At 70.4% G+C, this 20,677-nt stretch carries 18 protein-coding genes and 1 pseudogene; 13 read left to right on the forward strand and 6 right to left on the reverse strand.

Annotated elements, in window-relative coordinates; all coding sequences use genetic code 11:
• Positions 1-276 precede the first annotated feature (276 nt).
• From panD to ACFWU3_RS04305, 3 genes are all read left to right on the forward strand, one after another.
• Complete coding sequence (gene panD, locus ACFWU3_RS04295; RefSeq protein ID WP_384430844.1) at positions 277-732, forward strand: aspartate 1-decarboxylase; 456 nt, start codon at positions 277-279, stop codon at positions 730-732.
• Positions 733-840: 108 nt separating this feature from the next.
• A complete protein-coding gene (locus ACFWU3_RS04300) occupies positions 841-1,185 on the forward strand; it encodes a GNAT family N-acetyltransferase (protein WP_313942810.1) in 345 nt (114 codons plus the stop codon).
• 8 nt (positions 1,186-1,193) lie between these two features.
• Positions 1,194-1,826, forward strand: coding sequence for an aspartate/glutamate racemase family protein (locus ACFWU3_RS04305; RefSeq protein WP_384431033.1), 633 nt, complete (start codon positions 1,194-1,196; stop codon positions 1,824-1,826).
• 402 nt (positions 1,827-2,228) lie between these two features.
• Here the strand turns inward: ACFWU3_RS04305 and gndA are convergent, their stop codons facing one another.
• Positions 2,229-3,671, reverse strand: a complete 1,443-nt coding sequence (gene gndA, locus ACFWU3_RS04310) for an NADP-dependent phosphogluconate dehydrogenase (RefSeq protein ID WP_384430848.1) — start codon at positions 3,669-3,671, stop codon at positions 2,229-2,231.
• A 385-nt stretch (positions 3,672-4,056) separates the two neighbouring features.
• Here gndA and ACFWU3_RS04315 point away from each other — a divergent pair, with 385 nt between their 5' ends.
• The 6 genes from ACFWU3_RS04315 (at position 4,057) to ACFWU3_RS04340 (ending at position 10,059) form a co-directional block, all read left to right on the forward strand.
• Complete coding sequence (locus ACFWU3_RS04315; RefSeq protein ID WP_384430851.1) at positions 4,057-4,818, forward strand: DeoR/GlpR family DNA-binding transcription regulator; 762 nt, start codon at positions 4,057-4,059, stop codon at positions 4,816-4,818.
• Between the two features lie 133 nt (positions 4,819-4,951).
• A complete protein-coding gene (locus ACFWU3_RS04320; protein ID WP_384430853.1) occupies positions 4,952-6,313 on the forward strand; it encodes an ABC transporter substrate-binding protein in 1,362 nt (453 codons plus the stop codon).
• Positions 6,310-7,272 carry a carbohydrate ABC transporter permease gene (locus tag ACFWU3_RS04325; protein WP_384430856.1) on the forward strand — a complete coding sequence of 321 codons (963 nt, stop codon included), beginning with the start codon at positions 6,310-6,312 and terminating at the stop codon, positions 7,270-7,272. The genes ACFWU3_RS04320 and ACFWU3_RS04325 overlap by 4 nt, the downstream gene beginning before the upstream one ends.
• On the forward strand, positions 7,269-8,162 hold the full coding sequence (locus ACFWU3_RS04330) for a carbohydrate ABC transporter permease (protein WP_384430860.1): 894 nt from the start codon (positions 7,269-7,271) through the stop codon (positions 8,160-8,162). The genes ACFWU3_RS04325 and ACFWU3_RS04330 overlap by 4 nt, the downstream gene beginning before the upstream one ends.
• Complete coding sequence (locus tag ACFWU3_RS04335; protein WP_384430863.1) at positions 8,159-9,148, forward strand: zinc-dependent alcohol dehydrogenase family protein; 990 nt, start codon at positions 8,159-8,161, stop codon at positions 9,146-9,148. Before ACFWU3_RS04330 ends, ACFWU3_RS04335 begins: the two co-directional genes overlap by 4 nt.
• 74 nt (positions 9,149-9,222) lie before the next feature.
• Positions 9,223-10,059: a PfkB family carbohydrate kinase gene (locus tag ACFWU3_RS04340; RefSeq protein WP_384431037.1), complete on the forward strand. Its 837-nt coding sequence runs from the start codon at positions 9,223-9,225 to the stop codon at positions 10,057-10,059.
• Positions 10,060-10,128: 69 nt separating this feature from the next.
• On the opposite strand, the pseudogene ACFWU3_RS04345 reads toward ACFWU3_RS04340, so the two are convergent.
• The 4 genes and pseudogenes from ACFWU3_RS04345 to ACFWU3_RS04360 form a co-directional block, all read right to left on the reverse strand.
• Positions 10,129-11,466: pseudogene (locus ACFWU3_RS04345) on the reverse strand (GH1 family beta-glucosidase); the annotation flags it as partial.
• A 20-nt stretch (positions 11,467-11,486) separates the two neighbouring features.
• Positions 11,487-12,350: a carbohydrate ABC transporter permease gene (locus ACFWU3_RS04350; RefSeq protein WP_384430866.1), complete on the reverse strand. Its 864-nt coding sequence runs from the start codon at positions 12,348-12,350 to the stop codon at positions 11,487-11,489.
• Positions 12,343-13,371, reverse strand: a complete 1,029-nt coding sequence (locus ACFWU3_RS04355; RefSeq protein WP_384430869.1) for a carbohydrate ABC transporter permease — start codon at positions 13,369-13,371, stop codon at positions 12,343-12,345. The genes ACFWU3_RS04350 and ACFWU3_RS04355 overlap by 8 nt, the downstream gene beginning before the upstream one ends.
• Positions 13,372-13,381: 10 nt before the next feature.
• A complete protein-coding gene (locus tag ACFWU3_RS04360; protein WP_384430871.1) occupies positions 13,382-14,695 on the reverse strand; it encodes an extracellular solute-binding protein in 1,314 nt (437 codons plus the stop codon).
• Positions 14,696-14,837: 142 nt separating this feature from the next.
• On the opposite strand from ACFWU3_RS04360, the gene ACFWU3_RS04365 reads away from it, so the two are divergent.
• Both ACFWU3_RS04365 and ACFWU3_RS04370 read left to right on the forward strand, forming a co-directional pair.
• Positions 14,838-16,175 carry an ROK family protein gene (locus ACFWU3_RS04365; RefSeq protein WP_384430874.1) on the forward strand — a complete coding sequence of 446 codons (1,338 nt, stop codon included), beginning with the start codon at positions 14,838-14,840 and terminating at the stop codon, positions 16,173-16,175.
• A gap of 130 nt (positions 16,176-16,305) precedes the next feature.
• On the forward strand, positions 16,306-17,568 hold the full coding sequence (locus ACFWU3_RS04370; protein WP_384430877.1) for a transglycosylase family protein: 1,263 nt from the start codon (positions 16,306-16,308) through the stop codon (positions 17,566-17,568).
• Here the strand turns inward: ACFWU3_RS04370 and ACFWU3_RS04375 are convergent.
• The gene (locus tag ACFWU3_RS04375) at positions 17,470-18,540 is read right to left on the reverse strand and encodes a DMT family transporter (RefSeq protein ID WP_384430880.1); all 1,071 of its coding nucleotides are present in this window, start codon (positions 18,538-18,540) and stop codon (positions 17,470-17,472) included. The genes ACFWU3_RS04370 and ACFWU3_RS04375 overlap by 99 nt on opposite strands.
• A 210-nt stretch (positions 18,541-18,750) precedes the next feature.
• Between ACFWU3_RS04375 and ACFWU3_RS04380 the strand changes: the two genes are divergently transcribed.
• Both ACFWU3_RS04380 and glgA read left to right on the forward strand, forming a co-directional pair.
• Positions 18,751-19,440 carry a (2Fe-2S)-binding protein gene (locus ACFWU3_RS04380; RefSeq protein WP_384430883.1) on the forward strand — a complete coding sequence of 230 codons (690 nt, stop codon included), beginning with the start codon at positions 18,751-18,753 and terminating at the stop codon, positions 19,438-19,440.
• 49 nt (positions 19,441-19,489) lie between these two features.
• The gene (gene glgA, locus ACFWU3_RS04385; protein ID WP_384430886.1) at positions 19,490-20,653 is read left to right on the forward strand and encodes a glycogen synthase; all 1,164 of its coding nucleotides are present in this window, start codon (positions 19,490-19,492) and stop codon (positions 20,651-20,653) included.
• Positions 20,654-20,677 lie beyond the last annotated feature (24 nt).

The raw sequence follows: 20,677 nt of genomic DNA on the forward strand, positions 1-20,677 counted from the left end.
AGCTGGGCTCGTCGCCCCGGAGACGGTGGACCCGGTTGCGGTCACACAGCAGGTGCGACTGATGTGTGAACACCCATGACAGCCCCTTGACTTGCGTGACGGCATCGACCGGCCCCGAGTTGATATCGAAGACCCGGCCGGACTGGATCGGGGAGGCGCGGGTCGGTGAGAGAATACTTGGCGACAGCTGGCCGAGCATGCCGACCGTTGTAGTCTCTTGAGACGGCCCTTGACCTGCAATATGCAGGCAGGGAGCTGACACATCAGGAGCACTCCATGCTGCGCACCATGTTCAAGTCCAAGATCCACCGTGCCACCGTGACCCAGGCCGATCTGCACTACGTCGGATCCGTCACCGTCGACCGCGATCTCATGGACGCCGCCGACCTCCTTCCCGGCGAGCTCGTCCACATCGTCGACATCACCAACGGCGCCCGCCTCGAGACCTATGTCATCGAGGGTGAGCGGGGCTCCGGTGTCGTCGGGATCAACGGGGCCGCCGCCCATCTCGTCCACCCCGGCGACCTGGTCATCCTCATCAGCTATGCCCAGGTCGACGACGCCGAGGCACGTGCGCTCGTGCCCGCCGTCGTCCATGTCGACGCGCGCAACCGCATCGTCGAGCTCGGCTCGGACGCCGCCGCGCCCGTGCCCGGCAGCGGCACCGAGCGCAGCCCCCACGCCGCCGCGCCCGTGCCCGGCAGCCGCACCGGCGCAGTCCCCACGCCGTAACATGATCGCCCGTCAGGCAGCAGACCCGTAGACAGCAGACCCGTAGACAGCAGACCCGTACACAGCAACCGCGTCAGACAGCTGATCCGAGCGAGGGAGCCCGCCGCCATGTCCGAGCCCGACATCCGCGACAACCGGTCGAAGGGCCTCCTCGAGGCCTACGAGGACGGCCAGGTCACCGGGCACATCGCCTACTTCACCCTGGACGCCGTGCCGCCGGCCCTCGTCGCGGTGCACACCATCGTCGAGCCGGAGCACGAGGGCAAGGGCATCGCGAGCGCCCTGGTGCGTGAGCTGTTCCGGATCGCCGAGCGGGAGGGCGTGCCCGTCGTGACGCTCTGCCCGTACGCCGCCCGCTGGGTGCAGAAGCACCCCGACGAGGGCCCGACGCCCCCGTCCGAGCTGGTCGTGGCCGCCGAGGACCAGCTGAAGGCGAACCCCGACCTCTGGTGAGCGAGAACATGCTGGCCCTGCTGCACACCTCCCCGGTTCACGTGCCGGTCTTCGACTCGCTGCGGGACACCGACCACCCCGGCGTCCTGCTGCGCCACTACGTACGAGAAGAGCTGCTGTCCCGTGCGGTGGCTCAGGGGCCCGACGCCGTCGGCGAGGACGTCGCCGCCGTGCTCGGGGAGGCCGTGGCCGGCGGGGCGCGGGCCGTGCTGTGCACCTGCTCCACGATCGGAGCAGTGGCGGAGAGGCAAGCGGTACGGACCGGCGTACCCGTGCTGCGGGTCGACCGGCCGATGGCCGCCGCGGCGGCGGCCCACCAGCGCGTCGTGGTGGTCGCCGCCCTGCACAGCACCCTCGCGCCCACCGCCTCGCTGATCCGTGAGGAGGCCGGCGGGCGCCGTGTCGATCTGCGGACGGTCCTGGCCGGCGGGGCATGGGAGCACTTTCTGGCGGGTGATCGCGAGCGCTATCTCGACCGGGTGGCCGCCGAGGTCGATGCCGTGCGGGACGCCGATGTCGTCGTGCTGGCCCAGGCGTCGATGGCGGACGCCGCCGCCCGTACGACAACGGCTCTCCCCGTCCTGTCCAGCCCGCGTCCGGGCCTGCGGGCGGCCGTGGGAGCGGCACGTTCCGCATCTTGAGGCGTGTGGACCCGGCGCGCGTGGGCAGGCGGAGCACGAGACATTGGGAAGGCACGACTCCGAACCCTGGAGGTCAGGCATGACCCAGCCGCCCGTACCGCCGTCACCCGTCCCCTCGCCGGGACCGCCCGGCCCGACACCGGGCCCGCTGCCCGGCCCTGTGCCGGTGCCCTCGCCCCCGCCGGGGCCGGCGCCCGACCCGATTCCGAAGCCGCCGGGCCCCGACCCGGACCCGTCGCCGGAGCCCGAACCCGCGCCCGGACCCGCGTGAGAACCGGGCAAGCACACGCCCGGCCCGGCGCAAGAAGCCGTAGAAGACCAGGCGTGACAGACGGAAACCCGCACCGGGCCCGGCCGAAAGGCACGGGCCCGGTGGGCTGATCAGCGGTTGTCGCGGCTTCGTCAGTCGGTGCCGACCTCGGAGCGGTCGCCACCCCACAGGGTGTGGAACGAGCCCTCCCGGTCCACGCGCCGGTAGGTGTGCGCACCGAAGAAGTCCCGCTGCGCCTGGGTGAGCGCCGCAGGCAGCCGGTCCGCCCGCAGCGCGTCGTAGTACGCGAGAGCGGCGGAGAAGCCGGGCGTGGGCACGCCCTGGTGCGCGGCCGTCGCGACCACATCGCGCCAGTCGTCCTGCGCGGAGCCGATCTCCGACGCGAACTCCTTGTCGGACAGCAGGCTCGGCAGGTCGCGCTGGGTGTCGTAGGCGGCGCGGATCCGGTCCAGGAACGCGGCCCGGATGATGCAGCCCGCCCGCCAGATCGCCGCGACGGAGCCGAGGTCGATGTTCCAGTCGAAGGCATCACTGCCCGCCTGGATCTGATGGAAGCCCTGGGTGTACGACACGATCTTGGACGCGTACAGGGCCTGCTCCACCTGGTCGGCGAAGCGCGAGGCCTCCTCGTCGCTCAGCGCGCGGGGCGTCGGGCCGGGCAGCCCGCGCGAGGCCGCGCGCAGATCCGCGTGCCCCGACAGCGACCGGGCGAAGACCGCCTCGGCGATACCGGAGACCGGCACACCGAGGTCGAGCGCGATCTGCACGGTCCAGCGGCCCGTGCCCTTCTGCTCGGCCTGGTCGGTGACGACGTCGACGAACGGCTTTCCGGTGGCGGCGTCCGTGTGGGCCAGCACCTCCGCCGTGATCTCGATCAGATACGAGTCCAGCCGGCCGGTGTTCCAGGTCCGGAAGGTCTCGGCGATCTGCGCGGGGGAGTAGCCCGCGACCGACCGCAGCAGGTGGTACGCCTCGGCGATCAACTGCATGTCGGCGTACTCGATGCCGTTGTGCACCATCTTCACGAAGTGACCGGCGCCGTCCGGGCCCATGTGGGCCACCGTCGGAGTGCCGTCGGGCGCCTTCGCCGCGATCTTCTCCAGCATCGGGCCCAGGGTCGCGTAGGACTCGGCCGAGCCGCCCGGCATGATGCTCGGCCCGTGCAGCGCGCCCTCCTCGCCGCCGGAGATGCCCGTACCGACGAAGTGGATGCCGCGCTCCCGGAGATCCTTCTCCCGGCGGCGGGTGTCCGCGAAGTGGGCGTTGCCGCCGTCGATGATGACGTCGCCCTCCTCCAGCAGCGGCGCGAACTCCTCGATCACCGCGTCCGTGGGGTCACCGGCCTTCACCATGATCACCAGGCGGCGCGGCCGCTCCAGCGCCGCGACGAACTCCTCCGCCGACTCGGCGGGGACGAACGCGCCCTCGTCGCCGAACTCCTCCACCAGCGCCCGTGTCTTCGCCGCGGTGCGGTTGTGCACGGCGACGGTGAAGCCGTTGCGCGCGAAGTTACGGGCGAGATTGCGCCCCATCACCGCGAGCCCGGTGACACCGATCTGGGCTGTACCACTCATACGTGTGCTCCTGGAAGTCCGTCGGAGAATCCATGTCCGCGCCTACGCATACGTACGGGCGGACCCAGCCATTCATCGATTTTCCAGCCCTCCGGAGCTCACCGCATTCCGGGTCCCGAAGGGGTGTGCGGTTCCAGTCTCCGCCCTCGGGCGCCGTTCGGACGCCACCGGGGGGCCAAGCGGGCACGACAGGGGCCCGCGATCCCCGTGCCCGGCCCTGCGACCAGCGGGGATCGTGTCGGGGAAACGGGCGCACACGGGCACACCGGATTCGGCGAAGAGCCTGGTCGAGCGGCCGGGACTGCTTGTACAAACGAGGCATGGGCCCGAACGGACTCCGGGCCCGGCGCGAACAGTGCACGGAGCGGAAACAGGGAAGTGTGGCGTGGACACCGAGGAACGCCGACGGGGAATTCTCGACACGGCCCGACGGGACGGGTCGGTCGACGTCACCGCTCTCGCGGGCGTCTTCCGGGTGGCCAAGGAGACCATCAGGCGCGATCTGCACGCCCTGGAGGAGCACGGGCTCGTGCGGCGCACTCATGGCGGGGCCTACCCCGTCGAGTCGGCCGGCTTCGAGACCACCCTCGCCGTGCGCACCACCCGTCATGTGCCGCAGAAGTCACGGATCGCGGCCGCGGCCGCCGATCTGCTGGGTGACGCGGAAACCGTCTTCGTCGACGAGGGCTTCACCCCGCAGCTCGTCGCCGAGGCACTGCCGAGGGACCGGCCGCTGACCGTGGTCACCGCGTCCCTCGCGGTCGCGACCGTCCTCGCGGACGCCGAGAAGATCGCCGTACTCCTTCTCGGAGGCCGGGTGCGCGGCGGCACCATGGCCACCGTCGACCACTGGGCCACCCGGATGCTCGCCGACTTCGTCATCGACCTGGCGTACGTCGGCGCGAACGGCATCTCCCGTGAGTACGGACTGACCACCCCCGACCCGGCCGTCAGCGAGGTCAAGGCGCAGGCCATGCGCAGCTCACGACGCCGGGTGTTCACGGGAATCCACACGAAGTTCGGCGCGGTCAGCTTCTGCCGCTTCGCCGACGTCGGCGACTTCGAGGCCATCGTCACCGACGCCGCCCTGCCCTCCGCCGAGGCCCAGCGCTACTCCCTCCTCGGCCCCCAGGTCGTCCGCGTCTGAGGAGGACCCCTCCTCCGGCCTCCCCTCCAGTCCCCACACATGTCCTGTCCAGCCCCCGTCACCGGCCGGGGGACGGGCCGGCCATGCCCCGCACCACCGATCACCGAGCCGCTACGACTGATCAGGAGAACTCATGCCCCACCACCGACGACGACGGGGAATCCGCGTACGTGCGGGCGCGGGCACGGCAGCGATGGCACTGCTCGCGGCAGGTTGCGCCGGAGCGGGCGGCACCTCCTTCGGAGGCGGCGACGCGCTCAACGTCCTGATGGTGAACAACCCGCAGATGGTCGAGCTGCAGAAGCTCACCAGGAAACACTTCACCGAGGAGACCGGCATCAAGGTCAACTTCACGGTGCTCCCGGAGAACGACGTACGCGACAAGATCAGCCAGGACTTCTCCAACCAGGCGGGTCAGTACGACATCGCCACCATCAGCAACTTCGAGGTCCCCTTCTTCGCGAAGAACGGCTGGCTGCACCCCCTCGACGAGTACGCCCGGGCCGACGCCGCCTTCGACCAGCAGGACATCCTCGAACCGCTGCGGGACTCCCTGACCGCCGCGGACGGCAGGCTCTACGCCGAACCCTTCTACGGCGAGTCGTCCTTCCTCATGTACCGCAAGGACGTTTTCGCGAAGAAGGGGCTGACGATGCCCCCGAAACCCACCTGGCAGCAGGTCGCCGACCTCGCCGCGAAGGCGGACGGGGCAGAGCGCGGTATGAAGGGAATCTGCCTGCGCGGCCTGCCCGGCTGGGGCGAGGTCATCGCCCCGCTGACCACCGTGGTCAACACCATGGGCGGCACCTGGTTCACCGAGGACTGGCAACCGCGGCTCACCGCACCGGAGTTCAAGAAGGCCACCGAGTTCTATGTGAACCTGGTCCGCGAACACGGGGAGCTGGGCGCACCGCAGTCCGGCTACGCCGAGTGCCTCAACAACATGACACAGGGCAAGACGGCCATGTGGTACGACGCCACCGCCGGCGCCGGATCGCTGGAGGCGGCGGGCTCCCCGGTGAAGGGGAAGATCGGCTACGTACCGGCCCCGGTCGAGCGCACCAAGAGCTCCGGCTGGCTCTACACCTGGGCCTGGGGCATGCAGAAGGCATCCAAGAAGTCCGACGACGCCTGGGAGTTCATCTCCTGGGCCTCCGGCAAGAAGTACGAGGCCCTGGTCGGCGGGACGAGCGGCTGGTCGAACGTGCCCGCGGGCAAACGGGCGTCGACCTACGCCAACCCCGACTACCGCAAGGAAGCCGGTGCGTTCGCCGACGTCACCGAGCAGGCCATCTCCAGTGCCGACCCGAAGAACCCCGGCACCCAGCCCCGGCCGACCGCCGGGATCCAGTTCGTCGGCGTACCCGAGTTCACCGATCTCGGCACCAAGGTCGCCCAGGAGATCAGTGCCGCCATCGCCGGCCGCCAGTCCGTGGACAAGGCCCTCTCCGCCTCCCAGAAGCTGGCCGAGAAGGTCGCCGAGGAGTACCGATGACCACATCGATCAGCCGGCCCGCACTGTCGCGCCGTCCCGCCGTGGCGCGAACCGGAAAGAGTGGCCGGGCCCGCGCGTGGGCCACCCGCGCCCCGCTGCTGCCCGCCCTCGTCTTCCTGATCGCCGTCACCCAACTGCCGTTCGTGGCAACCCTGGTGACCTCGCTCTTCGACTGGAACTCCCTCAGCCCGGACAAGCGCCACTTCACGGGGCTGTCCAACTACGCGTCCGTCGTCACCGACCCGGCGCTGCGGGAGTCCGTCATCACCACGGTGGTGCTGACGGTGGCCGTCGTCCTCGTCACCGTGGTCCTCGGCCTGCTCTTCGCCCTCCTCCTGGACCGCACCTTCTTCGGCCGGGGCATGGTGCGCACGCTGCTCATCACACCCTTCCTGATCGTGCCGATCTCCGCCGCCCTGTTGTGGAAGCACGCGCTCTACAACCCGGAGTACGGGCTGCTGAACGGAGCGCTCACCTGGGTCGGCGACCTGTTCGGGATCGAGAGCATGTCGCAGCCGGACTGGATATCCGGCATGCCGCTCCTCGCCGTCGAGGCGGCGCTGGTGTGGCAGTGGACCCCGTTCATGATGCTCATCCTGCTCGCCGGTCTGCAGAGCCGGCCCGCCGAGATGATGGAGGCCGCGCGGCTGGACGGGGCGAGCAGCTGGCAGACCTTCCGCTATCTGACCCTGCCGCATCTGCGCCGCTACCTCGAACTGGGCGTTCTGCTCGGCTCCGTGTACATCGTGCAGAACTTCGACGCGGTGTTCACCATCACCTCCGGCGGACTGGGCACCGCCAACCTCCCCTACACGATCTACGAGACCTTCTACCGAGCCCACGAGTACGGGCTGGCGTCCGCCGCGGGAGTCGTCGTGGTGATCGGCACCATGATCATCGCGACCTTCGCTCTCCGGGTGGTCTCCTCCCTCTTCCGCGAGGAGGCGAACCGCGCATGAGCGCTGCCACCACCACCGAGCCCGCGGCCACCGGCCGAACCCCCCAACTGCCGCCCGCGGCACGCAAGGCCGGACGGCGCTCCGCGGCCCTCGGAGGCGTCGCCTGGATCGTCGGGCTCGCCTTCTGCCTGCCTGCCCTGTGGATGGTGCTGACCTCGCTGCACTCCGAGGCCGACGCCGCCACCAACCCGCCGTCGCTCGCCGCGTCGCTGACCCTGGACGGCTACCGTCAGTTCTTCGGCGGCGGAGGGGGCCCGACCCCATGGCCGCCCCTGATCAACTCCCTTTCCGCGTCGCTGCTCTCGACCGTCCTGGTGCTCGTCCTCGCGCTGCCGGCCGCATACGCCCTGTCCATCCGGCGGGTCCGCAAGTGGACCGACGTGATGTTCTTCTTCCTCTCCACGAAGATGCTGCCCGTCGTCGCCGGACTGCTGCCCGTCTATCTGTTCGCGAAGAACGCCGGGATGCTGGACAACATCTGGCTCCTCGTCATCCTCTACACCTCGATGAACCTGCCGATCGCGGTGTGGATGATGCAGTCCTTCCTCGCCGACGTGCCGGTCTCCATCATCGAGGCCGCCCAGGTGGACGGCGCCCGGCTGCCCACCGTGCTGGCCCGGGTCGTCGCGCCCGTCGCCGGGCCGGGGATCGCGGCCACCGCCCTGATCTGCTTCATCTTCAGCTGGAACGAGCTGTTGTTCGCACGGGTGCTCACCGGCGTCGTCGCCCAGACGGCACCCGTCTACCTGACCGGATTCGTCACCAGCCAGGGCCTCTTCCTCGCCCAGCTGTGCGCCGCCTCCGTCATCGTGTCCCTGCCGGTGCTCGCCGCCGGCTACGCCGCCCAGGACAAGCTCGTCCAGGGCCTCTCGCTTGGAGCAGTCAAATGAGGGCAGCGATCGTCGAAGCCTCCGGCAAGGTCTCGGTCACGACGGTTCCCGACCCCACCCCCGGCCCTCGCGAGGTCGTCGTCGACGTCGCCTCCTGCGGACTGTGCGGCACCGATCTGCACATTCTCCAGGGCGAGTTCGCACCGACGCTTCCGATCGTGCCCGGCCACGAGTTCGCCGGTGAGGTCGTGGGTATCGGCGCCGACGTCACCGAACTGGCCGTCGGGGACAGGGTCGCCGTCGATCCGTCGTTGCACTGCCACGAGTGCCGCTACTGCCGGTCGGGCCGCGGCAATCTGTGCGACCGGTGGGCCGCCATCGGCGTCACCGTCCCCGGCGGCGCGGCCGAGTACGCCGTCGCTCCGGTCGCCAACTGCGTACGCCTGCCCGACCACATCGACGTCCATGACGCGGCCCTCATCGAGCCGCTTTCCTGCGCGGTGCGCGGCTACGACGTACTCAACAGCACGCTCGCCGCCGAGGTGCTGATCTACGGCTCCGGCACCATGGGCCTGATGATGCTGGAGCTCGCCAAGCGCACCGGCGCCGCATCCGTCGACGTCCTCGACGTCAACCCCGAACGCCTCGCCACCGCGAGCCTGCTCGGCTGCTCGCGGACGGCATCCGGCGCGGACGCGCTGGACCGGCCGGGCGGCTGGGACGTCGTCATCGACGCCACGGGCAACGCCGGAGCCATCCAGGACGGCCTCGGCCGCGTCGCCAAGGGAGGCACCTTCCTCCAGTTCGGGGTCGCCGACTACGCGACGACCGCCGTCATCGAGCCCTACCGGATCTACAACCAGGAGATCACCATCACCGGATCGATGGCGGTGCTCCACAGCTACGAGCGGGCCGCCGCCCTCTTCGCGGCCGGAGTACTCGACCCGTCCGTCTTCATCAGCGACCGGCTGCCCCTGGAGCAGTACCCGCAGGCGATCGAACGCTTCCAGGCCGGCATCGGGCGCAAGATCGTGGTGGAGCCGTGACCCGCGCGTCCGATGCGGTGCTCGTCGTCGGCGAAGCGCTGATCGACCTCGTCCCGGTGGCCGGTGAGCCCGGCGTGCTGCGTGCTCAGCCGGGCGGCGCGCCCGCCAATGTGGCGGTCGGCCTCGCCCTGCTCGGCCGGCGGGTCTGCTTCGCCGGAGGTCTCGGCGACGACGGCTTCGGACGGTCCGTCGAGCAGTGGCTGACCGGCGCGGGCGTCGACGTCGGACTCAGTGCGAGGGCGGACCTCCCGACGGCGCTCGCGGTCGCCGACCCGGGCAGCAGCGGCAACGCCTACCACTTCCACCTCGAGGACACGGCGACCTTCCGGCTGCCGCGGCCGGCCGAGGAGGCCGCCCGGTTCGGCGCCGTGTACGTGGGCGGGCTCGCGGCGGTCGTCGAACCCGCGGCGAGGGCGGTCGCCGCCGTCGCACAGGAGGCGGCACGGCACTCACTGCTGGTGGTCGACCCCAATGTGCGCGAGGACCGGACCGTCGACGCCGTCCGCGGTCTGCGACGGCTGCGGGACCTGTGCGCCCTCGCGCATGTCGTGAAGGCCAGCGACGAGGACCTGGTGCGGCTCTGGCCGGACACCGAACCGGACCGGAGCTGCCGCAGGCTGGCGGACGAGGGCCGGCTGGTGGTGGTGACCCGCGGGGCCCAGGGCGCGACCGCGTATGTGCCCGGCGCGGAACCCGTCTCCGTCCCCGCTGTCCCCGTCGAGGTGGTCAACACCATCGGCGCCGGCGACGCGTTCATGACCGGGATCCTGACCTGGCTGGGCGCCGAGAGGAGCTGGGACCGGGCGCTCTCGCCGTCGTCCGCCGGGGTCATGCTGGAGTTCGCCGCCCAGGTCGCCGCCTCCGTCTGCGCCAGGACGGGGACCGAGCCCACGGCCCCGGCCGCGGTGTGAGGCCCGAGGGCAGGGCTGCCGCGGTGTGACGGTCCGGCCGGAGGAGAACCGAAGACCGAGAAGGCGGGCCCTGCGGGACGCGGCACGGACGATGTCCGCGTACCGGTACCCACTGCCCTTGATGGTCCGCTTCTGCGTCGTGTAGTCGACGTGCACCAGGCCGAAGCGCTTGTCGTAGCCGTACGCCCACTCGAAGTTGTCCAGCAGCGACCAGGCGAAGTAGCCCGCCACGGACGCGCCCCGGCGAGCCGCCCGACCGCATGCCGCGAGATGCTCCTCCAGATAGCGCACCCGCTCGGGGTCGTCGACGGTCCCGTCGGCTCGGACGACGTCGGGATACGCCGAGCCGTTCTCGGTGACGAAGACGCGCTGCGCGCCGTACTCCTGCGACAGCCGCACGAGCAGCTGCTCCAGACCGTCGGCGTGCACCTCCCAGTCCATGGCGGTGTGCCGGGCGCCGGGCGTGTAGATCTGCTTGGCGTACGGGACCGGGCCGCTGAGGTCGGCGGTGACGATCTGGCGGAAGTAGTAGTTGAGCCCGAGCCAGTCGAGCGGGGCCGCGATGGTCTCCAGGTCGCCCGCCTTCTCCGGGAGTTCGACCCCGTACAGGTCCAGCATGTCCTGCGGATACCCGCGGCCGTGGATCGGGTCGAGCCACCAGCGGTTGGTGTGACCGTCCGCCCGCACCGCCGCGGCCCGGTCCTCGGGACGGTCGCTCGCGGGCTCGATGGGGGAGAGGTTGTTGACGATGCCGACGCGTGCGTCGGACGAGGCCGCGCGGATCGCCTGCACGGCGAGTCCGTGGCCGAGGTGCAGATGGTACGAGGCCCGTACCGCCGCCGTCAGATCGGTGAGACCGGGCGCCATCTTGCCTTCCAGATGGCCGATCCACGACGAGCACAGCGGCTCGTTCAGCGTCGCCCAGTCCTTCACGCGGTCGCCGAGCCGGTCGGCGACCGCCGACGCGTACGCGGCGAAGTGCTCGGCGGTCTCGCGGGCCGGCCAGCCGCCCCGGTCCTGCATCGCCTGCGGCAGATCCCAGTGGTACAGCGTGGCGAAGGGGGTGATGCCCGCTTCCAGCAGACCGTCGACGAGACGGTCGTAGAAGGCGAGGCCCGCGGGGTTCACCGGGCCGTCGCCGCCGGGGACGACGCGCGGCCAGGCGATCGAGAACCGGTAGGCCCCCACCCCGAGCTGCCGCATCAAAGAGATGTCCTCGGGCCAGCGGTGGTAGTGGTCGCAGGCCACGTCGCCGGTGTCGCCGTTGTCCACCGCGCCCGGGGTGTGCGAGAACGTGTCCCAGATCGAGGGCGAGCGGCCGTCCTCGGCCACGGCACCCTCGATCTGGTAGGCGGCGGTCGCGACGCCCCAGGTGAAATCGGGCGGAAGGGCGTTGAGGTCGTTCACGGACTGCCTTTCGCTTGAGGTCACTTGACTGCGCCGGCGGTGAGGCCGGCGACGAGATAGCGCTGGAGGAGCAGGAACCCGGCGACGACGGGCACGCTGACGACCAGCGACGCGGCCATGACCTGGTTCCAGTAGACGTCGTTCTCGGTGGCGTAGCCGCGCAGACCGACGGAGAGCGTTCGTGTGGTGTCGTTCGTCATCACGGAGGCGAAGAGGACTTCGCCCCAGGCCGTCATGAACGCGTAGACCGACACGGCGACGATGCCGGGGACCGCGGCGGGCACGACGACCCGGAAGAGCGCCCCGAGGGCGCCGCAGCCGTCCACCATCGCGGCTTCGTCCAGGTCTCGCGGGATGGAGTCGAAGTAGCCGATCAGCATCCAGATCGAGAAGGGGAGCGAGAACGTCAGATAGGTGAGGATCAGTCCGCCGCGCGAGCCGTACAGCGCGATGCCCGTGCTGTTGCCGATGTTCACGAAGATCAGGAACAGGGGCAGGAGGAACAGGATCCCCGGGAACATCTGCGTGGAGAGCACCGTGACGGTGAAGATCCGCTTGCCGCGGAACCGGTAGCGGCTCACCGCGTAGGCGGCGAACACCGCGATCACCACGGACAGCACCGTCGCCGACACCGCCACGATCAGCGAGTTGACGAAGTAGTGGGCGAGGGGAACGGTGTTCCAGATGTCGATGTAGGGCCGGATGGTCAGACCGGAGGGAATCCAGCGGAACTGGCCCGAGACGTCCTGGAGCGGCTTCAGCGAACTGCTGAGCATCACATAGACGGGCAGCAGGGCGAAGACCGTCAGCAGGGTCAGCACGACCCGGCGGGTCCAGAGGAAGGACTGCGGCGGTGCGATCGGGGATCGGGGCGGCCTAGGCATCGGCGCTCTTCCTTGTGCGGGAGGCTCCTCGCGGAGTGCGGGAGGTGAGCAGCAGATAGACGGCCGTCACCACCAGCAGGAAGAGCAGCAGCAGGACGGACATCGCCGAACCCTGGCCGAAGTTCCAGGTGACGAAGGACGACTGGTAGATGTGCACCGAGATGAGGTCGGCCGCCTCCGGGGCCGCCCGTCCGAAGAGCACGTAAGGCGTGTTGAAGTCGTTGAACGTCCACAGGAACAGCACCAGGACGAGCACCTGGTTGACCGGCCGCAGCGACGGCAGGGTGATCTTGCGGATCTGCTGCCAGACGCCCGCGCCGTCGATCGCGGCGGCCTCGTAGAGCTCGCGCGGGATGTTCTGGAGTCCCGCCATCACGATCAGGAACGCGAACGGCCACGACTTCCAGACCGCGACGACGACCACCGCGAAGAACGCGTTGTCGCCGATCAGCCAGAAGGACGGCTGGTCGGTCAGTCCCAACTGGTCGTGCAGGACGTGATTGATCATGCCGTTGTCCCGCTGGAACATGAAGGCCCAGGTGATGACGGCCGCGTACACCGGCAGGGCGTACGGCGTGAGGAAGACGGCCCGCAGCAGTCCCCGGCCGCGGAAGTTCTCCTGCATCATGATCGCCGCGGCGACGCCGAAGAGCCAGGACAGGCCGACGGCGAGAACGGTGAACGCACAGGTGACGAGGAACGAGTTGAGCAGGTCCTCGCCGATCGGCGCGCTGAAGTCGACGGCGATCCGGTAGTTGTCGAAGGCCGTCCACGGGGCCTCGCCCCAGTTGCGGATGTAGAACTGCGTGAGCTGACGGAAGCTCATCACGATCCCGATCACCATCGGGACCAGGTGGATGAGGAGTTCGAGCAGGACCGCGGGCAGCAGGAGGAGATAGGGCAGACCGCCGTGGCGGATCCGGTCGGGGATGCGCGGCATCCTGCGCCGCGCATCCCCCTTCCCCACCCGCTCACCGGTGTCCGCCGGGCCGGTGCGGCCGGGAGTGACGGTGGTGGTCATCGGGTGTGCCTCACTGCTGCATCTGCTGCTGGGCCTTGTCCAGACGTTCCTTGACGGACGCCGTGGTCACCGGGCGGCCGGCCGCGGCGTCCGCCCACAGCTCCTTCACGGCCGTGCCGACCGTGGTCTCGAACTGCGACTCCGTCGGCACCTGCGGCAGCGGCGCTGCGCTCGTGGACAGCGTGTCGCGCAGGACCTTCAGATCCGGTGCGGCGAACGCCGGGTCCTGCTGCGCGGCCGTGACCGGCGGGATCGATCCGTATGTCTTGTTGAGGAGCTTCTGCTCGGCGTCGCTCGTCATGAACTTCACGAACTTCTTCGCGCCGTCCACGTTCTTGGTGTTGTTGAAGACCGCGATGTTGATGCCGGCGACCATGGAGTTGGTGTTCGCGCCGGTGCCGGGCGCGCCCTGCTGGACGGGCACGGGTGCCACGCCCCAGTCCGCGGGCTTCATGCCCTGGGCCGCGAAGGTGGACGCGGCGGCCTGCCACAGCACCATCGCCGTCTTGCCGCGGGCGAAGTCCTGGAGCGACTGGTTCTGCGCGTACTCCGCGTTGCCCGGAGCGACGATCTTGTCCTTGGCCATGAAGTCCACGTACTGCTTCACCGCGGCGACCGCGCCGTCGGAGGTGAAGGTGGGCTTGCCGGCGGAGTCGAAGAAGTCGGCGTTGTGCTGCTTGGCGAGGACGAAGACCTGGTGGATGTTGTTGGCGAGGTTGCCGCCCTCGGCGCCCAGCGCCCACTTCCCGCCCTTGGAGATCTTCTTGCCGTCCGCCACGAGCTGGTCCCAGGTGGCCGGCGGCTGTGAGATGCCCGCGTCGGCGAACATCTTCTTGTTGTAGTAGAGGGCGTACGCGAGCGAGTACAGCGGCACGGCCGCGGGGTCCTTGCCCTCGGCGCCCGCGGAGGCGACGGCCGAGTCGACGAAGCGGTCCCGTCCGCCGATCGCGTCGAAGTTCTTCTGGTCCCAGGGCAGCAGGGCGCCCGTCGCCTGGAGCGATGCGGACCAGGTGTTGCCGATGTTCAGGACGTCGGGGCCCTGTCCGGAACTCGTGGCGGCAAGGATCCGGTTGAGGAGGTCGGACCAGGGAATGACCTCCAACTTGACCTTGATGCCCGTTTCCTTCTCGAACTTCTTGAGTTCGGGCGTGAGGATCTTCTTGTCGGCCTCGATGTTGGGGCCCTGGTTGGAGGCCCAGTACGTGAGCGTTTTGGGGGATTCGTTGCTGCCGCTTCCGTCGGTGGAGGAACCACCGCCGCAGCCGGATATGGCGACGAGCGCGCTGATGACGGTGACGGCTGCTGCGGCTCTGATGGTGCGCATGAGAGATGGCCCCTTCCCGGGGATGGCTGCGTTCGATTCCCGAACGGCATCCATGACTTAATTTAGATCGTGATTTAAGAGGTGAGGGAAGGTCGCGTCAAGGTCTGCGACCGGGGTATGTTGCGACGAGGGAAGGAGCACCATGGCGGAGCGCAACAGACGGACAGTGCGTGACCTGCGGCGCGGCAACCGGGCCAGGGTTCTGCAACGGTTGTATTTCGACGGCCCGTTGAGCCGCCAGGAGCTCGGACCGGCCACCGGCCTGAGTTCAGGCTCTATCAGCAATGTGGTGGCCGAGCTGGTCGCCGAGGGAGTGCTCGAAGAGGCCGGTGTCGTCGACTCCGACGGCGGCCGGCCGCGCACCCTGCTGCGTGTCACCCCGTCCGGCGGTCTGCTCATCGGCATCGACATCGGCGAGACGCGCGTACGGGTCGAACTCTTCGACCTGTCCCTCACCGAGCTCGCCCGCACGGAACGGCTGCTGGCCCAGCACGGCTACGACGTCGACCGCGTCGTCTCCCATGTGAGCATCGGCGTCGCCGACGTCCTGCGGGACGCCGGCGTGGACGCGGCCGGTCTGCTCGGCATCGGCATCGGCGTGCCCGGCATCATCGAGCAGGACGCACAGGACGGCGCGATCGTGCACGGCCAGACCATCGGCTGGACCGCCGTCCCCTTCGAGAAACTGCTCCGCGAGGCCATCGAACTGCCCCGGGAAGTACCGCTGTTCATCGACAACGGGGCCAAGACCCTGGGCCAGGCGGAGATGTGGTTCGGCGGCGGACGTGGCGCCCGGGAAGCGGCCGTCGCCCTCATCGGGTCCGGCGTCGGCGCCTGCGTCGTCCACGCCGCCACGCGCGAGGAGTCCGCCAGCAACAGCGCCCTCGAATGGGGTCACACCACGGTCCGGATCCGGGGCAGGCGCTGCCGCTGCGGATCCCTCGGCTGCCTGGAGGCGTACGCCGGCGCGGAAGCGCTGCGCGAACGCTGGCAGGAGGCGGGCGGCCCCCTCCCGGCCGCCGCCGACGACGAGACCGCGCTCGCCACTCTGCTGGCCGCCGCCTTCCCCGGGCCCCACGGCCCCGATCCGGACCCGGTCGCACTCTCCCTGCTCGACGACACCGCCGAGTACCTGGGTGCCGCGGTCGCGGACCTGATCAACCTCTTCCGTCCCGAGCGCATCCTCCTCGGCGGCTGGGCCGGACTGCTGATCGGACCCCATCTGCTCCCCGAAGTGCGCCGGTACGCGGGTGAGTACGCCCTCGACCATGCCGCCGCGCGCACCACCATCGAACTCGGCCGGCTCGGCCCCGACGCGGTCACCGTCGGCGCCGCGACCCTGCCGCTCGCCGACTTCCTCGCCCGGGGCGGCAGTCGTCCGCCGGCTGCCGGGGCCGGCGATCCGGCAGGCGCCGAACGGGTCGGCGCCGGCCGTCGCTGGTCACCCGCCCCGGCCGCGACCGAGGGCGCCCCCGGCTGATCGACCGCACCGGCGCCCTCCCGCCCCCGCCGCCCCGGTACGCCTGGGCTGAATCCTTGTCACGGTCGGTGCACAGCACCTAAGTTGACCGCTTGCGACGTGACCTACATGTCAGTGGGGGAGTCTCGAGATGGCCGCAACCGGTCGGCACCGCCGATATCAGCCGAGCCGCATCAACCGCGCCTCACTCACCGTCACCGCGGGCGGAGCCGGCATGGCCCTGCCGCTCATCGGTGCCGGTACGACCCATGCGGCCTCGGTGGACGTCTGGGAGAAGGTGGCCGCCTGCGAGTCCACCAACAACTGGCGCATCAACACCGGCAACGGCTACTACGGCGGACTCCAGTTCACCCAGTCCACCTGGGAGGCCTACGGCGGCAGGCAGTACGCCCCGCGCGCCGACCTCGCCAGCAAGGACCAGCAGATAGCCGTCGCCGAGAAGGTCCTCGAGGGGCAGGGCCCGAGAGCGTGGCCGGTCTGCTCCGCGCGCGCCGGTCTCACCCGCGGCGGGGACGCTCCCGACATCGCGCCGGACCGCCGATTAGCGGCGAAGACCGACGCGAAGGGCAAGCAGAGCGACCGCCGGGACAGACCCGCGGCCCAGCGTCGGTCGGCGCCCCCGAAGGCGACGCCGACGACGGTGCCCACGCATCGGGAGGGCTACACCGTGGCCCGCGGCGACTCGCTCTCACGGATCGCCGACGCCGAAGACGTACGCGGCGGCTGGCAGGGCCTGTACGCACAGAACCGTACGGTCGTGGGGCCCGACCCCGACCTCATCCACCCCGGTCAGAAGCTGATCCTGCGCATCGAGGCGCCCAAGAGCCGCACGGGACCCGTTCCGTCCGCGGAGGCACCCGAGCGCAGGCCCGCGGCCAAGCCCCGCCCGGCCCCCAGGCAGCAGCCGCCCAAGCAGCAGGCCCCGAAGCAACAGGTGCCCAAGCAGCAGGCGGCCAAGCCCGCACACGTCAAGAAGCCCGTGCAGAGGTCCGGCTTCAGCGCCCCGGTCGACGCCTCCACCGGCACGCCGTACCGCAAAGCCGGCTCCTCCTGGTCCAGCGGCTACCACACGGGCGTCGACTTCCCCGTCCCGACCGGGACGTCCGTGAAGTCCGTCGCCTCCGGCCGGGTCATCTCGGCCGGCTGGGCCGGTGCGTACGGCTACCAGGTCGTCATCCGTCACACGGACGGCAAGTACAGCCAGTACGCGCATCTGTCGGCGCTCACCGTGCGCTCCGGCCAGCAGGTCACGAGCGGCCAGCGCATCGGCCGCTCGGGGTCGACCGGCAACAGCTCAGGACCGCATCTCCACTTCGAGATCCGTACGGGTCCGGGGTACGGATCCGACATCGATCCCCTCGCCTACCTCAGGGCGGGCGGCGTCTCGGTCTGAGACCGGGGTCCGCTGCTCGGGCGCCCTTCCCGGCGTCCCGGGGGTCTGTGACGACCGGTCGTCGCCGGGCGCGCGCCGGTCGTCCCGGGGCCCGCGCCCGTCCGCGTCTCCCGCCGCTGGGGAACCGTCCGCGTCCTTCCTCCCGGCGGCGGCGAGACGTTCCGTCGTCAGCAGGATCAGACCGCCGGCCGCCAGGGCGCCGAAGCCGAGCGCGAGCAGGGTGCCCGGGATGCCGCCCCGGAACGATTCGCCGAACATCGTGATGCCGACGGCCGCCGCGATGACCGGGTTGACCACGGTCACCGTGGCGAGCGGTGCGGCCAGACCCGCGCCCCGGTACGACGCCTGCGACAGCAGCAGACCACCGATCGCGAGCACCCCCGTCACCAGCAGACTGCTCCACTGGGCGAGCGGCGCCGACCAGTCCCAGTCCACCGCCACCGTCTTGGTGAACACCGACGCGATACCGAAGGCCACACCCGCCGACGCCGCGAGCAGCACACTGCGCAGGACCGGCCGGTGAATGGTCTGGGCGACGAGGAAGAGGAGAGCCACCCCGCCGAACGTCGCCGCCGCGAGCACCCCACGCTGGCCCATGCCCAACGAGTGCGTGTCCGCCGTGTCGGTCAGCGCCAGCAGACCTGCGAGACCGGCCGTCGCCATCAGCGCGCCCCTCCACGCGGTGGCGCCCACCCCACGCCGGACGAACAGGGCGGCCATCGGCAGGGCGAAGACGATCGTGAGCGCGCCGAGCGGCTGCACCAGGCTCAGCGGCCCGTACGCCAGCGCGACGACGTGGAGCACCGCACCCAGCGAGTTCAGCGCCACGGCGAACCACCACCCCGCGTGGTGGAGCGGGGCGTAGGGCCGGGCGGAGGTGGATGCCGCGACATGCTCCTGCACGATCGCCCCGGCCGCATAGGCGACCGCGGAGACCAGTGACAGCAGCACTGCCGGCACAAGGGAACTCATAGAGACCACGATCTCCCTGTTCCGCGTTCGCGTCGTCGTCCTTGAGCAGGCATTTGGACGTACTGCCGACGTAGTACGAGCCTAGGCCAAAAGTCCCCCGTGCGGCGGTCGGGCAGGTCAGCGGGGGTGGACCGGTGTACGCCCGACGTTACGGTGACCGGTGTTGCGCGGCGGTCGAGAAATACTCGAGAACAGGGCGGTGAGCTGGGGATGGACCTGACGGAGCTGGACGCGGTCGGCGGCTTCTTCGCGCTGCGCACGGATCCCTCCGGCGGGGGAGGCGCGCCCCTGGCCCGGTTGTACGCCGGCGAGACCGCTCCCCTCGTCACCAGGATCGACACCGTCGCGGCCCGCCTCGGCACCACCGAGCGGCGCGTGGCGGCCTCAGTCGCGCACTTGGGACTCGCCGCCCGGCTGTGGTCCATCGCCCTCGGGTCCGCCGCCCTGTACGGCGAGATCCCCGATCTCGATGCCGAGCGGCTGCACTGGGCGCCCGAACACGGCGCACCGGACGATCTGTGGCTCACCGGCTCCGGTTCACTGTCCGCAACCGCGGTCACCCTGCGTGAGACGGTCCAGTACGGGCATCTCGTCCCCCTCGCCGACGCGCTGTGCCGGGACACGACCGTCTCCCGGCAGCTGCTGTGGGGAAACGCCGGCTCGGCGCTCGCCGGAGCCGTGCGCGTGCTCGCCGACCGGGCCCGCCGCGGCGGTGGGACCGCTGTGGCCGAACGGGCCGCCGCCCTCGCCGCCGAACTGCTGAGCCACCCCGATCTGAAGGGCACGGTCCGCGGCCCGGCCATGCGCCGCAGCACATGCTGTCTCTACTACCGCGTGCCCGGCGGCGGACTGTGCGGCGACTGCGTCTTCGACCGACCGCCCCGCCGGACGGCGCGGTGATCCTGACCGCGGTCTTCCCCGTACGCCGCGCGTGGGTGACCATCAAGGGGTGAAGGTCGGACTGCTCACACGCGAGTACCCCCCGGACGTGTACGGGGGCGCCGGTGTCCATGTGGAGTTCCTCGCCCGGGAGTTGAGAACGCTCGCCGACCTGGAGGTCCACTGCTGGGGCGAGGGCGAGGCGGAAGGGGTGCTGCGGCACCGAGCGCCGTCCCGGCTCGACGGGGCGAACGACGCACTGCGCACCTTCGCCGTCGACATCGCCATGGCCGCCGAGCTCGGCGGACGTGAACTGGTCCACTCCCACACCTGGTACGCCAATCTGGCGGGTCATCTCGCCAAGCTCCTCCACAGCGTGCCGCATGTGATGACGGCGCATTCCCTGGAGCCGCTGCGGCCCTGGAAGGCGGAGCAGCTCGGTGGCGGTTACGCCCTCTCCAGCTGGGCCGAGCGCACGGCGATCGAGTCGGCCGACGCGGTCGTCGCGGTGTCCCGCGGCATGCGGGACGACATCCTCGCCTGCTATCCCGCCCTCGACGCCGACCGCGTGCACGTGATCCACAACGGCATCGACACCCGGCTCTACCGGCCCGATCACGAGACGGCCGCGCTGAGGCGGATCGGTCTCGACCCGGACCGGCCCTTCGTCCTGTTCGTCGGCCGCATCACCCGTCAGAAGGGGGTGCCGCATCTGCTGCGCGCGGCCCGCTCGTTCGACCCCGATGCCCAGCTGGTGCTGTGTGCCGGAGCGCCGGACACCCCCGAGATCGGCGCCGAGTTCCGCGAACTGGTGGACGAACTGGAGCGGGTGCGCGACGGCGTGCACTGGATCCCCGAGATGCTGCCACGGCCGCAGGTCATCCAACTCCTCAGCCATGCGGCCGTGTTCGTCTGCCCCTCGGTGTACGAACCGCTCGGCATCGTCAACCTGGAGGCCATGGCGTGCGGCACTCCCGTCGTCGCCTCCTCGGTCGGCGGCATCCCCGAGGTCGTGGACGACGGACGCACCGGTCTGCTCGTGCCCTACGAGGCGCGTCACCCGGAGGATTTCGAATCCGGTCTTACACAGGCGGTGAACCGGGTACTCGACGATCCGGCGGAGGCCGCCAGGATGGGCGCTGCCGGACGGCAGCGCGCGGTCCGCGAGTTCGGCTGGGACCAGGTGGCCCGGCGGACGTACGAGCTGTACGAGGACCTGCTCAAGCAGGTGTGACAGGGACGGCAGTGCGACACACAC

The organism is Streptomyces sp. NPDC058685 (assembly GCF_042714725.1).
Lineage (GTDB): Bacteria > Actinomycetota > Actinomycetes > Streptomycetales > Streptomycetaceae > Streptomyces.

Bases quoted from the DNA above. Each gene is read 5' to 3' on its own strand.
- panD (WP_384430844.1), top strand. From the start codon at position 277: ATGCTGCGCACCATGTTCAAGTCCAAGATCCACCGTGCCACCGTGACC.
- ACFWU3_RS04300 (WP_313942810.1), top strand. From the start codon at position 841: ATGTCCGAGCCCGACATCCGCGACAACCGGTCGAAGGGCCTCCTCGAG.
- ACFWU3_RS04305 (WP_384431033.1), top strand. From the start codon at position 1,194: ATGCTGGCCCTGCTGCACACCTCCCCGGTTCACGTGCCGGTCTTCGAC.
- gndA (WP_384430848.1), bottom strand. From the start codon at position 3,671: ATGAGTGGTACAGCCCAGATCGGTGTCACCGGGCTCGCGGTGATGGGG.
- ACFWU3_RS04320 (WP_384430853.1), top strand. From the start codon at position 4,952: ATGCCCCACCACCGACGACGACGGGGAATCCGCGTACGTGCGGGCGCG.
- ACFWU3_RS04325 (WP_384430856.1), top strand. From the start codon at position 6,310: ATGACCACATCGATCAGCCGGCCCGCACTGTCGCGCCGTCCCGCCGTG.
- ACFWU3_RS04330 (WP_384430860.1), top strand. From the start codon at position 7,269: ATGAGCGCTGCCACCACCACCGAGCCCGCGGCCACCGGCCGAACCCCC.
- ACFWU3_RS04335 (WP_384430863.1), top strand. From the start codon at position 8,159: ATGAGGGCAGCGATCGTCGAAGCCTCCGGCAAGGTCTCGGTCACGACG.
- ACFWU3_RS04350 (WP_384430866.1), bottom strand. From the start codon at position 12,350: ATGCCTAGGCCGCCCCGATCCCCGATCGCACCGCCGCAGTCCTTCCTC.
- ACFWU3_RS04355 (WP_384430869.1), bottom strand. From the start codon at position 13,371: ATGACCACCACCGTCACTCCCGGCCGCACCGGCCCGGCGGACACCGGT.
- ACFWU3_RS04360 (WP_384430871.1), bottom strand. From the start codon at position 14,695: ATGCGCACCATCAGAGCCGCAGCAGCCGTCACCGTCATCAGCGCGCTC.
- ACFWU3_RS04365 (WP_384430874.1), top strand. From the start codon at position 14,838: ATGGCGGAGCGCAACAGACGGACAGTGCGTGACCTGCGGCGCGGCAAC.
- ACFWU3_RS04370 (WP_384430877.1), top strand. From the start codon at position 16,306: ATGGCCGCAACCGGTCGGCACCGCCGATATCAGCCGAGCCGCATCAAC.
- ACFWU3_RS04375 (WP_384430880.1), bottom strand. From the start codon at position 18,540: ATGAGTTCCCTTGTGCCGGCAGTGCTGCTGTCACTGGTCTCCGCGGTC.
- ACFWU3_RS04380 (WP_384430883.1), top strand. From the start codon at position 18,751: ATGGACCTGACGGAGCTGGACGCGGTCGGCGGCTTCTTCGCGCTGCGC.